We start from the raw sequence: 14,680 nt of genomic DNA, 5'->3' as shown, positions 1-14,680 counted from the left end.
AACGGCAGTTCTCGCGTAGAACTGCCCTTCTAAAAAACAAATACATACGATGAAAAAATCAAAGCTGATAATTTGTGCACTAATGATGTGTGCAGGTGCAATGGCTCAAACCGAAAAGGTTAAACTGGGCGTAAAAGCAGGATTAAATGTTGCGAGCCTTACATTTGATGAAAATGAATTGAACTCATCTGCAAAAACAGGATTTACTGCCGGTTTAATGGCAGAGATTCCGTTGGCAAAAAACTTCGCAGTACAGCCAGAATTATTGTACAGCCAGCAGGGAATGAAATTATCTTATTCAGATCCAGACGTTCAGAATTCGCATTACAAAAGTACTATTGCCTTAAACTATTTAAACATTCCCGTAATGTTGAAGTATTATGTTGTAAAAGGTTTGAGCTTGCAAGCAGGACCACAAGTTGGAATTTTACTTAAAGCAAACAACAAATATCAGGACAACTTTTTGGGTTATGAGAATAGCGAAAAAATGAATTTGTCAGACTATTCAAATGGAGTAGATGCTTCTGTAAATTTCGGATTGGGTTACCAGTTTAAGGATAAATTTTATGCAGATGCAAGATATAATTTGTCTTATACCAATGTGTTTAAAGACGTAACAGCAAACACCAATTATATTATAAACAGCGATATGAAGAATAAAGTTTTTCAAATAACAATCGGTTATTTTTTTAATTAGAGTTAGTAACCTTCATCACTGTTAAAAACCACTCTTTTTTAAGAGTGGTTTTTTGTTTTTTGTAAAAAATCAAATTCTAACTTGCAGACACCATACCTGAGTTATATCTTTACCCTCAGATTTTGGTCTGCTTTTTCAAACCGAAAAAGCAGTTAAAAGGGAATCAGGTGCAAATCCTGAACAGACCCGCTACTGTAAGTTCTACACAAAGTCTTTAAACATTACCAATGCCATTGTTCCGTTTTGAGGGATGAGAAGGCCGTTTAAAGATAGAATAAGTCAGGAGACCTGCCACGATCACATAGTTTAAAACTTTCGTGGTATGAAGTTGATGACAAGAAATAACCTGCTATTGCATAGCGGGATTACTACTGTTATATAATTACGGCATCACGCAAAGTTTATTTAATTAAATCGTGATGTATAATTTTAGAAAAACGCTTCTTGCAACTTTTGTTTTATTGATTCCTTTTTTGCTTCATTCCCAAGCAGTGACCGATAGTTCGCGGGTTTTGAAAGAAGTTATTCTAAAAGGAAAGCCTTATCAGGAAGTTATTCCTGTTCAAAGCCTTTCGGGTGTTCTGCTCGAAAATCTTTCCAGTCATAATGTTGCCGATGCGCTTCGTTATTTTGCGGGAACACAAATCAAAGATTATGGAGGTGTTGGTGGACTCAAAACAGTTGATGTTCGTAATATGGGAACGCATCATGTTGGTGTTTTTTATGACGGAATTCAGCTGGGAAATGCACAAAACGGCGTAACCGATCTAGGAAAGTATTCGCTTGACGATATGGAATCGCTTACGATGTACAATGGCCAGAAAAGCGAAATTTTCCAGTCAGCAAAAGACTTTGCAGCTGCTTCTACCATTTATTTGCGAACCAAACGTCCTGTTTTTATTGGCAATAAAAAAACGAATCTACTGGTTCGTTACAAAACAATGTCCATTAATTATCATGATCCTTCTTTTAGATGGGAACAAAAGCTGAGCGATAAAGTAAGTTTAAGCGTAAGTTCTGAATACATCAAATCAAACGGACAGTATAAATTTAGATACAAAAGAAAAAACCAAGACGGAAGCATTGCCTACGATACCACAGCTACTCGATGGAACAGCGATATAGAAGCATTCCGATTTGAATCTGGTTTGTATGGAAAAATAAACAAGGGAACGTGGGATGCTAAAGTATATTATTATGATTCTGAACGTGGTGCACCGGGAGCAATTGTAGAAAACAAGTTTAAAGACGGTTTCAGACAATTTGATAAGAACTTTTTCGGACAGTCTTCTTTAACTAAAGATGTTTCAGAAAAATATAAATTCCAGATAAAAGGAAAATTCGCTTACGATTATACCCATTATATTGCACGAGATACGACTAATGTTTTAGGCGAAACCGTAACCGAAGGAGCACAATCTGATGACAGTTATTTTCAACAGGAAGCTTATTTCTCTGCAGTCAATATGTACAGCATTTTACCCACTTGGGATGTTTCGCTGTCGACCGATTTTCAATACAATAAACTAAATGCGACAAGAAGAGGAATCCAAACACAATTCTCTTTTCCACAACGTTATACAGCGCTTGTTTCTCTAGCAACTTCGTATCGATATGAAGGTTTTAAAGTTTTAGGAAATGTATTAGGAACCCGTGTCATTGAGGAAGTAGAATACAATGCCAAAGCTCCCAATAAAACTGAATTTACGCCCGCTATATTTCTAGGCTACACGCCTTTTAAAAAATATGATTTCAATTTAAGAGCATTTGCCAAACGTATTTTCAGAATGCCAACTTTCAACGATTTGTATTATACCATGATTGGTTCGAGCACTTTGAGGCCAGAATATATGAATCAGTACGATGTTGGTTTTACGTATAATTTCCCGGTAAGGGAAAGTTTTTTCGACAAATTTTCTTTTCAGGCAGATGCTTATTATACCAATACAAAAGACAAAATTGTTGCGGCTCCGACTGGAAATTTATTTCGTTGGATGATGACTAATATCGGACAAGTAAAAGGAAAAGGAATCGAAACGGTTCTCAATATGGGAACTCATTTTAATAAGTTAAAATTAGATGCCAACTTAACCTATACGTATTCTCAAAGTCAGGATTTTACAAAAATTGTCGGTTTAGAAATGTCTTCTTACGGAGATCAGATTCCGTACACGCCTTGGCATAGCGGATCTGGGATTTTGAATGCCAATTATGAATCTTGGAACTTCAATTACAGCTTCATTTATGTCGGAAAGCGTTACAACGGAAATGTCAATAATATTAAAGTAAACGAAGTACAGCCGTGGTACACACACGATTTGGCGGTTCAGAAATCTTTCGCATTTAAAAATTACAAATTAAACGGAACGATTGAAATCAACAACGCTTTTAATCAGCAATATGAAGTGATTTACAATTACCCGATGCCAGGGCGAACATTCAAATTTATAATCAGTTTTGAGTTATGAAAAAGAGCTTTTTAAAAATACTATTTGTTTTAGCCGTAACGGTTTTGATGATTTCCTGCCGTGAAGATGAAACTGTATTTCTTTCTTCCGATACTGCCGTTGCCGCACCCAGAAGTGACGGAAATATTGAAGGTTTCTATCTTTTAAACGAAGGAAATATGGGAATGAATCGTGCGAGTCTGGATGTTTTTAATTACCGAACAGGAAATTATACCACAGATGTATATTCAGAACGAAACCCTAGTGTCGTAAAAGAATTGGGAGATGTTGGAAACGATATTAAAATCTACGGGAATAAGGTTTATGCAGTTATAAATTGCTCCAACAAAGTGGAGGTTTTAGAAAAGTGGACGGCAAAACGCATCAAAAAAATAGACATTCCGAATTGTCGTTATATGGCTTTTTATAAAGACAAAGCCTATGTGAGTTCTTATTCGGGACCAGTTGCCATTAATCCGAATGCAGAAATCGGTTTTGTGGCCGAAATTGATACCACTTCATTAGAATTAAAGAGAAAAGTAACCGTTGGTTATCAGCCTGAACAAATGGTTGTTCATAACGGAAAATTGTATGTCGCAAATTCTGGCGGTTACAGAGTTCCAAATTACGATAGAACTGTTTCGGTTATTGATCTGGCGACTTTCACAGAAATCAAAAAAATAGATGTGGGCATTAATTTGTACAGCATGCAGATTGACAGCCGCGGTGATATTTACGTCAGTTCGCGAGGCGATTACTACAACACGCCATCTAATCTTTTTGTGATTGATACACAGACAGACGAAAAGAAAATGCAGCTCGATATTCCTGTTTCTGGAACCTGTCTCGTTGACGATTTGTTGTATTACTACAGCGTTTCTTGGAGTTACTTATCAGGCAGTAATAAAGTGAGTTATGGGATTTTGGATACTAAAACCAAAAAAGTAATTACCAATCAGATTATCACTGATGGAACCGACAAAAAAATCATGATTCCGTATGGACTTCAGGTTAATCCTGAAACCAAAGAAATCTACATTACCGATGCGCAAAACTACGTTGTAACAGGCTATATCTACTGTTTTACGCCAGATGGAAAACTAAAATGGAAAACAACCGCAGGAAATATTCCCGCTCATATTGCTTTTATAACTAAAAATTAAAAAATGATGAATAAAGCTTTTTTTAAAATCGCTCTGTTTTTAATTCTTTTCGTAGGATTTGTTTCTTGCGATAAGGATAATGACAATGAAGAAAATCTGCTTCCAGCAGAAGTGCTGAAGGAAAACTACACAATTGATCGTTTTAAAGTTCTGAATATTGCAACAGATCTTCCAAGTACGGCAAAACTGACTTGGAGCATTAAAGATTCGATTATCTCAGAAAATGCCGATTTGGATTTTATAAGTCCGTTTCAAAAAAGTTATCCATTGACTTTAAAAGTTGAAGTAAATGGAGAAACCAAGATTTATAACGCATCCATAAATGTGATAAAAGAAACAGGAACATACAGTAAATATATTTCTAATGTATTTGATTTTCGTCCCGCAGTTGGACAATTCACAAACGAAATTCCACTATATACATCAGGAAATACAGAAGCCAGCATAATTTCTGCAGCGAAAAAAGCAATTGTGGGTTCCAACACCACAATGATTTCGCTAGGTGGTTTTGGCGGTTATGTGGTTTTTGGTTTCGATCACACCATTCCGAACATGAACGGACGAGATTTTAAAGTTTTAGGAAATGCTTTTTGGGGAAATGAAGCCAACGAAGCGCGTGCAGGATCTTGTGAACCCGGAATTATTATGGTGGCTTACGACAAGAATAAAAATGGAAAACCAGACGAAGACGAATGGTATGAAATTGCTGGAAGCGAATACTTTAAAAATACGACTACAAAAAATTACTCGATTACTTATTTCAAACCAGATCCAAACAAATTGCCAGCTGCAGGAAACGAGTTTTGGCAGGTTAACACCGAATATATCAAATGGCAGGACAATGCTGGAAATTCAGCTTATAAATCACAAAATGTGTTTCATGACCAAAGTTATTACCCGCTCTGGATTGTCGATACGTCTTATACTTTAAAAGGAACGCGAATAGCCGATAATTTCTACGATCAAAGTGGCGAAGGTTCATATTGGGTAGGCAAATCTTTTGAATTTGGTTATGCCGATAATGCACCAAATAATGATGAAGCTTCGAATATTGATATTTCTTGGGCAGTCGATAAAAACGGAAAATACGTAAAACTTCCTGGAATAGATTTCGTAAAAATATACACTGCAATCAATCAGGAAGCAGGCTGGCTTGGCGAAGTTTCTACAGAAGTTTCAGGCGCTTACGATTTACATCTTAACTAATACAACACTTTAAAATCAATACAATTATGAAGAAAAACTACTTTATAGTAATAATGCTATTTTTTGCATTTCTAACCCACGCACAAATAAAAGTGCAAGGCGTTCCTAGAAATGACATCAAATTAAAAACAGCGACGCAACAGCAACTAACAGCAAAAAGTGCCAATGCAACCACTTTTGATGATATTCAGTTTTGGGTTGGTAGCGGTGCCAATAAAGCAGCATTTGCCGTGCAATGGAATGACGGAAAAAATGCAGACGCACTAATCTGGGGATTTAAATGGGATGGAAATGCAACTGGCGAAGATATGATGAAAGCCATTGCCAAAGCTGACCCTCGTTTTTATACTCTTTTATTGCAGGGAACACAATTTGGAACTGCAATTGGAGGATTCGGTTTCGATTTGGATGGAACCAACACAATCGGATTGTACAAAAGCGGAAACCTAACCTATCCTTATTATCCTGTAAGTGGTATTGTAAATACAACCGTTTATGATTTTGACGAATATACACCAATTGATGCATCAGATCACTGGCAGTCTGGCTGGACGGCTAAAGGATACTGGTCTTATTGGGTAAGAGATGATGTGAATAACGGTTTTGATTATTCTGGTTTAGGCGCATCGAGCCGAGTTTTACAAGATGGTTCTTGGGACGTCTGGAATTTTAATGTTTCGTTTGCAGAAGAACCAATTGCAGCATTTACTCCTGTCACACCGTATTCGAATGCCGTAGATTTTACAAAAGGGTATTTCATGGTAAACGAAGAATGGTTTGGCCACACCAATGGATCTGTAAATTTTGTCACCAATGACGGGAAAATTAATTATAGAGTGTATAGTGATGTAAATGAAAATAAAGCTTTTGGTGCTACAACGCAATACGGAACTATTTATGGAGATAAATTTTATTTTGTTTCTAAACAGGCTAAAGATGGAGGTGATACACAATATACTCCTGGCGGAAGACTAGTTGTTGCCGATGCTTTAACGATGAAAACCCTTGCAGAGTTTGATAATATTGGAGGAGGAGACGGTCGTTCTTTTGTTGGAGTTGATGAAAAAACGGGATATATAGGCGCTTCAAATGGAGTTTTTACTTTTGATATTGCCAATATGAAAGTGGGAACTCTCATTGCAGGAACAGGAGGAGGAAGTCAGTATGCGGGGCAGATTGGAAACATGATTCGTACTTCTCAATATGTATTTGCAGTAAAACAAAATGGTGGAATTTTGGTCATTGATCCTAAAACAAATAGTGTCGTAAAAACGATTACAGGCGCGTTTCATTCTGTTACACAATCTAAAGACGGTAGCATCTGGGGAATCCAGAATAAGAAAATAATTAATATTGATCCGTTGACTTTTGCAACTATTGAATATGCCATACCAACCACTCAATATTTAGGCTCTTGGGGAGCATGGAATGCTGGTAGTTTTACGTATAGCAATAAAGAAAATGCTTTGTATTGGATGAATTCTGTTAACGCATTTACTTCGGGCGTTCAAATTATAAAGTTTGATGTGGCAACCAAAAAATTCAATGAAAGTTTTGCTACACTTCCGGGACAAACGGGAAGCTTTAAACAAATTCCTTATGGAGCAGCGTTGAGAATCGATCCTGTTTCAGATCAGATTATTGTAAACACAACAGAAAGCGGTTTTGGAGCACATTACCAAAAAAACTGGATTCATACTTTTGACAATACAGGAAAATTGATCGATACAAAAACGTTAAACGATTATTACTGGTTTCCTGCCATGACGGTATTTCCAGATAATGCAGCACCAGTTGTAAATGCAATTCTGCCATCGCAACTTTCAACAGGAAGTCCAACAATCATTGATTTAAAAACAGTAGTTTCAGATGAAGACAATTTATCTGCAGCGATTGTAAAAACGATAAAATCAAACAGTAATGAAACTATTGTTTCAGCAGAAATTAATACAAACGAAGAACTGATTTTAACACCAAAAATAGGAGGAACTGCGACAATTGTAATCAGTTTTAACTCAAATGGTAAAATAGTCGAAAAATCGATTTTGGTTGATACAGCGGTTTTAGGCAGAGATGAATTCACGAAAGTGCAATTATCAATTTATCCAAATCCAGTTTCAGATTATCTAAATATCAGTACTGAAGATGAAATTACAGATGTTGTGATTTATGATGTTAATGGAAGAACGATCAATACCAGATTAAATAACAATCAAATTGACGTAAGTAATTTTGCCAAAGGATTTTACATCATCAATATTGCAACCGATAAAGCGAAGTATACACAGAAATTTATTAAAAGATAAAATTCTAAAATTAAATAACTTAAGGCTGTCACTTTGGAGACAGCCTTTTTTTTGGGGAACAAAATGCTTCGGAGAAGCAAAATATTTATAGCAAATAAAATAACGAGAGAAAAAGCTCCAGAGGAGCGACATATTGGTAGACGTTTTTTTCAATGAAAAGATCATTATATTTACAATACAAAATTCCGAACATTATGAAAGCATTGGTAATTGGAGCCACAGGCGCAACAGGAAAAGAGCTGGTTGATCTTCTTTTAAAAGATAATAATTATACGGCAGTTTCAATTTTTGTGAGACGTTCAACAGGAAAATCACATCCAAAATTGACCGAGCATATAGTTGATTTTTCGAATATAAATTCATTTCAAAGCGCCATTACTGGAGATGTGCTTTTCTCTTGTTTAGGAACTACTTTGAAAGATGCGGGGTCCAAAGAAAAACAATGGAAAATCGACTACGATATTCCTGCTGAATTCGCAGCTGCTACAAAACAAAATGGAGTTAATTCTTTGGTTTTAGTTTCTTCTTATGGAGCATCAGCAAAAAGCAACGTATATTATTCTATGATGAAAGGAAAATTAGAAGACCATCTTCAAGAGCTTCATTTTCCGCAATATATTATTTTCAGACCTGGGCCTTTAATTCGAGAAAATACAGATCGTTTAGGCGAAAAAATTTCAGTCAAAGTCATAAAATTCTTTAATGCAATTGGGCTTTTCAAAAATCTGAAACCAATTACAACCGCATTTTTAGCCAAAAAACTAGTAAAAGCGCCTAAGGTACTTTCAACAGGAACAACAATATTAGAATTGGATCGAATTCTGCAGCTTTAACTTGTAATCTTTTTATAGCATCGAGAATGAATTCGGTATCTTTTTAAATAAGAATTCTTGCTAATTAAGGGTTTTAGACGAATTTGCCTTACCTTTATACCTTTACCACGCCAAAGAAATGAATAAAGATTACCCCATTCCAGAAAACGAACTACAGCGTTTAGCAGCCCTTAAACGTTATAACATACTAGATACGCTTCCAGACAATGCTTTTGACGATGCTACAAAGCTTGTTTCTTATATCTGCGGCGTACCAATAGCCCATATTTCTTTTATCGATGAAGACAGGCAATGGTTTAAATCGGAGATTGGAATTGGAGTTTCGGAAGTGCCCCGTGAAATCACTTTCTGCAATTACACTATTTTAGATACAGAAATTGTAGAAATTAATGATACACATGTCAACGATAGATTCAAAGACGATCCAAATGTTACGGGAGGTTTCAATGTGAGATTCTACGCTGGTGTACCACTTACAACGCCAGACGGTTATAATATTGGAACATTGTGCGCTATTGATCATGTAGCAAAAGAACTGAATGAGAATCAGCGTAATGCACTTTCTATTATTGCAAAACATGTTATTGCACAGCTGGAATTAAGCACAAAAAACAATCAGTTATATACACAGAGAAAAATTGCCGAACGTGCCGTTTTGGCGAGAGATAGTTTTTTGGCTAATATGAGCCACGAAATTAGAACGCCATTAAACGCCATTATCGGATTTACAGATTTACTTGCGCAGACCGAACTAGATGATACACAGCGAGATTATATTGCAAGTGTACAAATTGCAGGCGAAAATCTGCTTCTGATTGTAAATGATATTCTAGATCTTTCAAAAATTGAATCAGGAAATTTACCTATAGAATCTGAGCCATTTAATCTAAAGAAAACACTTAAACATGTTTATAGTTTACTCAAAGTAAAAGCACAGAAAGACGTTGAGTTTAATCTTTTTCTTGATGCCGAATTGCCAGATTTGGTTGTTGGCGATCAAGGAAGATTAAATCAGATCTTGGTAAACCTTATCGGTAATGCGCTTAAGTTTACAAATGAAGGAGAAGTAACCGTCTCGGTAAAGAAAATAGAGGAAACGGAAGACAGTTACTCGTTTAAGTTTTCTATAAAAGATACCGGAATCGGAATCCCAAAAGATAAACTCGAAACTATTTTTGAACGTTTTACACAAGGCGAAGAAAGTACTACAAGAACATTTGGCGGTACCGGACTTGGACTGAATATTGTAAAACAGTTAGTAGAGCTTCAGAAAGGAGAAGTTCACGTAAAAAGTACTCTAAATCGTGGTTCAGAGTTTTTCTTTACCCTTTCGTACAAAAAATCAAACTTTGAAGAAACAACGGTAAAAACGGTTTCTAAAAATGATTTAGGAAATCTTAAAATATTGCTTTGCGAAGACAATGTTTTAAACCAAAAGCTTGCAAAAAGCGTAATTAATAATTTTGGCTTCGATTTGGATATTGCACAAAACGGTGAAGAAGGCATTGAACTTTTGTCTCAAAATAACTATGATTTGGTTTTAATGGATTTGCAGATGCCTGTAAAAGATGGCTACCAAACCACAGAATATATCAGGAATGAAATGAATTCCAGCATACCAATTATTGCCATGACAGCACATTCTCTAGTAGGAGAGCAGGAGCGATGCTACAAAGTGGGAATGAATGCTTATGTACCAAAGCCTTTTAAACAGTCGATACTTTTAAAAGCCATAAAAACGGTAATGACACCAGACAGTGATGCACATCATAAAAGAATTATTGATTTGTCTTTTTTGGATGATATGTCTGGAGGCGATCCCGAATTTAGGCAAGATATGATAGGTCTTTTTATTGAAAAGATTCCAAGTCAGTCGGCACAGTTAGAAGAAGCCTTTAAAAATACCGATTACGACAGCGTAAAAAAATTGGCGCATAATATGAAATCAAGCATGGATATTTTTATGCTGCAAGATTTAAGTAATTGTTTGTCGATTATCGAAGAAGAAGCGTCATCTGGCGAATTTACTGCCGAAACATTAGATAAAGTGAATATTTTTCATTGCGGAATTGAAGAAGTCGTTAAAATTTTGAAAGAGCTATGATATAAAAGAAATATGCAGTAGCTTTATAATAAAGATGTTTAAATTTTGAATATCCCCCAGATAAAAAAATAAAAAATGAGAATTATTGTAGCCGAAGATAATGATATCCTACGCAAATCGTTATCTTTTTTCTTAGAGTCTAAAGGATTTAGTGTTGACCAGTTTTCTGACGGAAAAGAGGCGCTTGAAGCGATCGAAAAAGAAAACTATGATTTAATATTGACTGATATAAACATGCCGGGTGTTAGCGGAATGGAAATTACGCAGCACGTACGAGAAAACCTTAAATCTGATATTCCTGTAATTATATTGACTTCTTCGGGCGTTGAGCAAACTGAGCTCGATTCTTTTGATATCGGAGCAAATGAATTTATTGCTAAACCAGTAAGTCCGGCAGTACTTTTAGTGAGAATTAATAAATTACTAAAAACCCGAATCTGATGAAGTTTATTTATTATTCTATTTTCCTGCTTTTTATTTCTTCTGTTGCAATTGCGCAAGAAATCAATATAGACGAAGCTTTAGCTAATGTGAAGCGCGAGGTCGAAAAAGAAAATTTTGATAAAGCCTTATCGATTATTGAGCCTCTGCGTGCCAAATATCCTGAAAATGAAGATATACAGACATACGCAGGACGTATCTATAGTTGGAAAAAAGAATATAAAACTGCCATAAAGATTTTGTCTCCAATGGCAGACAGAAACAATCCAAATCCTGAAGCTTTGCAAGCACTTCTAAATGTTTATTTCTGGACCGAAGATTACGAAAAATGCATTTCTTACTGTGATAAATATCTGGCTATTGATCCAAAATCTATTGATGTTTTAAAGATTAAAGCCACTTGTCTGGAGAAACTAAATCGCGATCAGGAAGCTTTAGATTTAATCGAAAAAGCATCTTATATTGATAATAGTACTCAAGCTTTTAGCGGAATACGCACACTTATTGGACGTAAAGTCAAAAATACAGTTTCGGCTTCCTATTTAAATATCTCAACTTCAGATTCTGGACAGCAGCCATTTCATTATGGATATGTAGAGTATTCGCATAAATTCAGCAAATCGGCAATCGTAGGAAGAGCAAATATTGGAAATATTGGCAATGAAACTCAAATGTTGTTTGAAACCGATTTCTATCAGACCTTTTCAAACAAAAGCTATTTGTATGCAAATGCTGGCGTATCAACAGGAGAAACAATATTTCCTGTAGCCAAAGCAGGTTTAGAATATTATTTTAAGCCACAGAAAAAGTTTGATTTTTCGCTTGGAGGACGATTCATGCATTTTGATACAGACGATATTACGCTGCTAACAGGACAAGTTGCCTATCACGCCGGAATTTACAGTTTTGCTTATAGACCTTATTACGATATTTCGAACGAATTGTTTTCTCATGTTTTGAGTGTTCAGCGAGTAAATGAAGAAAAAGAGCGCTTAATAAGATTGGAATTGCAATACGGAAATGTTCCTTATCTCTATTTATACAATAATTTTACGCAACCGCTAAAAGCATATCGTGTTGGAATTCAGTATCAGCATCGTTTTGGCGATTCGTTTTTTGTGCGTCCGATTTTCCTTTACGAATACGAAGAATATATTCCAGGAGAATATAGAAACAAGTTTAATGTCCAGTTAATTGTAACGAAACGTTTTTAATATGACAGAAATCTGGAATCTATATAAAAACGGCCAATGGGAAGTGCCTTTTCTTACCTTTTCTATTTATCTGTTCGTTGCGGCTTCACTTGTTCTATATCTCGTTATTGTGGCCAGCAGAAACAGTAAAATTAAAAAGGAAAGACTTAGTAAAGAATACAGTGTTATAATAGATAAAATATTGTCGGCCGTTATTTTTGAAGATGTTCCTTTTTCAAAAATTAAAGGAGACGAGAATTTTCAAATGCTTTTTGATACACCTTTTTTTCGAGAAGTTTTGACAGAATCTCTTATCAATCTGCATAAAAACTACGAAGGTGTTTATGCTCAAAAACTAGAGCAGTTTTATAAAGATTCCCACTTGATAAAAGTTTCTTTTCGAAAACTTAAAAGCCTAAAATGGGAAGTAAAATGTAAAGGGATTACCGAATTGGCAGAATTTAATATTAAAGAAGCATTTGTTCCAATTGTATCCTGTTCTAAAGCCAGAAAAAAAACACTAAAGATTGTTGCTCTAAGTGCCGCTATCAAACTTGAAGGAGGACGGAGCATAAAATATTTAGTAAAGCATTCAGACCCTATAGACGATTGGATGCAGCTGAATATTATTGGAGCTTTCAAAAAACATGATATTGGCGATACGGAAGGAGTTGAGCATTTATTAGAATCGCAAAACACAACAGTAATTGCACTTGGTTTAAAACTTATAAAAGAACTTAAGCTAACACAGAAGCTTCCTTATGTGGCTCATTTGGCAGAACATACTTCAAACACTGTAATTAAATACAAAGCCCAGAGTCTTTTGCAGACATTAACGGTATAATTGAACAAGAAATGACTTTTTTTAATACAGAAATAACGTGGTTTTTAGAGGCATATATACTCTTTATTCTCGGTTACGCCATACTTATCATGTCTTCGTACCTAATCTTGGCTTATCTTTCTACAAAAGAGCTGAGAAAGTATCTTAAAAGAAACAGTTTTGTCGATTATGATGTTTTGTTGACTAGTGAATTTGCTCCTCATCTTTCGCTAATTGCTCCGGCTTACAATGAAGGTCTTACGATTGAAGAGAATGTAAAATCGCTGCTTTCGCTGAATTACAATAATTATCAGGTTATTGTGGTTAATGATGGAAGTAAAGACAATTCAATGGAAATCTTGACTAAAACCTACGATCTTGTTTTGACTGATTTGGAATTTCATCCGAAAATTGAAACCAAAAAAATCAGAGGAATTTATACTTCAAGAAATGCGGCTTTCAAAAAACTGATTGTCGTTGATAAAGAAAATGGAGGTAAAGCCGATGCCTTAAACGTCGGACTAAATATTGCGCAAAATCCGTATGTTGTTTGTATTGATGTCGATTGTATTCTCGATAAAGATTCGCTTTTAAAACTCGCAAAACCATTTTTAGAATCGTACGGAAAACGTATTATTGCAACTGGAGGAGTAGTTCGAATTGCCAACCAATGTATCATTAAAAACGGACGTTTGGTCGAAGTAAATGTTCCAGATGTAATGCTATCGAGAATTCAGGTTTTAGAATATCTTAGAGCTTTTCTATTAGGAAGAATGGCTTGGGGGAAACTAGATGGATTATTGCTGATAAGCGGTGCCTTTGGAGCTTTTGATAAAGAAATTGCTATACTTTCTGGTGGTTACAGTACCAAAACGGTCGGAGAAGATATGGAGCTCATTGTAAGAATGCGCCGCTTTATGTTGGATAATAAACTGCCTTATTCGGTAAGTTATATTCCAGATCCGTTGTGTTGGACCGAAGCGCCTGAAGATTTCAATATATTTAAAAAACAGCGTTCTCGTTGGATGCGAGGAACGATAGAAACATTGAGCATTCATCGTGGAATGTTCTTAAATCCAAAATACAAATTATTAGGAATGTTAAGCGTTCCATATTGGACTTTGTTTGAATTTCTGGCTCCTGCAATAGAGTTTATTGGTTTGGTTATCACTGCAGTGTTTATAATATTAGGTTTGCTAAACTGGTATTTTTTCTTTTTACTGCTGCTTTTTGTATATACCTTTGCAGTGTTCTTTTCGGTGATTGCTTTGTACAGCGAAGAAAAAACCTATCATAAATATCCCAAACAAACCGATTTTTTTAAGTTGCTAATGGCGGCTTTTATAGAACCGTTTTACTTTCATCCGCTTACGGTTTATGCAGCGTTAATTGGTTATAAGGAAAAAATTATGGGAACCAAAGGCTGGGGCGAAATGACCAGAAAAGGATTTACCAAGAAATAATGAA

11 protein-coding genes and 1 riboswitch are annotated in these 14,680 nt (G+C 35.5%); all 11 genes read left to right on the top strand.

Annotated elements, in window-relative coordinates:
* The first annotated feature begins 49 nt into the window (after positions 1 to 49).
* Positions 50 to 697: a porin family protein gene (locus tag LPB248_RS01505; RefSeq protein WP_177209845.1), complete on the top strand. Its 648-nt coding sequence runs from the start codon at positions 50 to 52 to the stop codon at positions 695 to 697.
* A 106-nt stretch (positions 698 to 803) separates the two neighbouring features.
* Positions 804 to 1,008, top strand: a riboswitch (cobalamin riboswitch).
* Positions 1,009 to 1,116: 108 nt separating this feature from the next.
* Positions 1,117 to 3,165, top strand: a complete 2,049-nt coding sequence (locus LPB248_RS01500; RefSeq protein ID WP_177209844.1) for a TonB-dependent receptor — start codon at positions 1,117 to 1,119, stop codon at positions 3,163 to 3,165.
* Entirely contained in the window at positions 3,162 to 4,307 is a 1,146-nt protein-coding gene (locus LPB248_RS01495) for a DUF5074 domain-containing protein (protein ID WP_177209843.1), read from the top strand. Before LPB248_RS01500 ends, LPB248_RS01495 begins: the two co-directional genes overlap by 4 nt.
* A gap of 6 nt (positions 4,308 to 4,313) precedes the next feature.
* A complete protein-coding gene (locus LPB248_RS01490) occupies positions 4,314 to 5,513 on the top strand; it encodes a cell surface protein (protein ID WP_177212491.1) in 1,200 nt (399 codons plus the stop codon).
* Positions 5,514 to 5,539: 26 nt separating this feature from the next.
* Complete coding sequence (locus LPB248_RS01485; RefSeq protein ID WP_177209842.1) at positions 5,540 to 7,819, top strand: DUF5074 domain-containing protein; 2,280 nt, start codon at positions 5,540 to 5,542, stop codon at positions 7,817 to 7,819.
* Between the two features lie 152 nt (positions 7,820 to 7,971).
* Entirely contained in the window at positions 7,972 to 8,652 is a 681-nt protein-coding gene (locus LPB248_RS01480) for an NAD(P)H-binding protein (RefSeq protein WP_255462988.1), read from the top strand.
* A 118-nt stretch (positions 8,653 to 8,770) separates the two neighbouring features.
* Positions 8,771 to 10,756 (top strand): GAF domain-containing hybrid sensor histidine kinase/response regulator, encoded by a 1,986-nt coding sequence (locus LPB248_RS01475; protein ID WP_177209841.1) that lies wholly within the window; start codon positions 8,771 to 8,773, stop codon positions 10,754 to 10,756.
* 75 nt (positions 10,757 to 10,831) lie between these two features.
* Positions 10,832 to 11,197: a response regulator transcription factor gene (locus tag LPB248_RS01470; RefSeq protein ID WP_177209840.1), complete on the top strand. Its 366-nt coding sequence runs from the start codon at positions 10,832 to 10,834 to the stop codon at positions 11,195 to 11,197.
* Positions 11,197 to 12,411 (top strand): YaiO family outer membrane beta-barrel protein, encoded by a 1,215-nt coding sequence (locus tag LPB248_RS01465; RefSeq protein ID WP_177209839.1) that lies wholly within the window; start codon positions 11,197 to 11,199, stop codon positions 12,409 to 12,411. Before LPB248_RS01470 ends, LPB248_RS01465 begins: the two co-directional genes overlap by 1 nt.
* Before the next feature lies 1 nt (position 12,412).
* Complete coding sequence (locus tag LPB248_RS01460; RefSeq protein WP_177209838.1) at positions 12,413 to 13,234, top strand: hypothetical protein; 822 nt, start codon at positions 12,413 to 12,415, stop codon at positions 13,232 to 13,234.
* 11 nt (positions 13,235 to 13,245) lie between these two features.
* Complete coding sequence (locus LPB248_RS01455; RefSeq protein ID WP_177209837.1) at positions 13,246 to 14,676, top strand: glycosyltransferase family 2 protein; 1,431 nt, start codon at positions 13,246 to 13,248, stop codon at positions 14,674 to 14,676.
* The last annotated feature ends 4 nt before the right edge of the window (positions 14,677 to 14,680 follow it).

The organism is Flavobacterium sp. LPB0248 (genome assembly GCF_013388355.1).
GTDB lineage: Bacteria > Bacteroidota > Bacteroidia > Flavobacteriales > Flavobacteriaceae > Flavobacterium.
This window is presented reverse-complemented; position numbering and strand designations above follow the sequence as displayed.

Coding starts and splice junctions, on each gene's coding strand:
- LPB248_RS01505 (WP_177209845.1), top strand. CDS start 50: ATGAAAAAATCAAAGCTGATAATTTGTGCACTAATGATGTGTGCAGGT.
- LPB248_RS01500 (WP_177209844.1), top strand. CDS start 1,117: ATGTATAATTTTAGAAAAACGCTTCTTGCAACTTTTGTTTTATTGATT.
- LPB248_RS01495 (WP_177209843.1), top strand. CDS start 3,162: ATGAAAAAGAGCTTTTTAAAAATACTATTTGTTTTAGCCGTAACGGTT.
- LPB248_RS01490 (WP_177212491.1), top strand. CDS start 4,314: ATGAATAAAGCTTTTTTTAAAATCGCTCTGTTTTTAATTCTTTTCGTA.
- LPB248_RS01485 (WP_177209842.1), top strand. CDS start 5,540: ATGAAGAAAAACTACTTTATAGTAATAATGCTATTTTTTGCATTTCTA.
- LPB248_RS01480 (WP_255462988.1), top strand. CDS start 7,972: ATGAAAAGATCATTATATTTACAATACAAAATTCCGAACATTATGAAA.
- LPB248_RS01475 (WP_177209841.1), top strand. CDS start 8,771: ATGAATAAAGATTACCCCATTCCAGAAAACGAACTACAGCGTTTAGCA.
- LPB248_RS01470 (WP_177209840.1), top strand. CDS start 10,832: ATGAGAATTATTGTAGCCGAAGATAATGATATCCTACGCAAATCGTTA.
- LPB248_RS01465 (WP_177209839.1), top strand. CDS start 11,197: ATGAAGTTTATTTATTATTCTATTTTCCTGCTTTTTATTTCTTCTGTT.
- LPB248_RS01460 (WP_177209838.1), top strand. CDS start 12,413: ATGACAGAAATCTGGAATCTATATAAAAACGGCCAATGGGAAGTGCCT.
- LPB248_RS01455 (WP_177209837.1), top strand. CDS start 13,246: ATGACTTTTTTTAATACAGAAATAACGTGGTTTTTAGAGGCATATATA.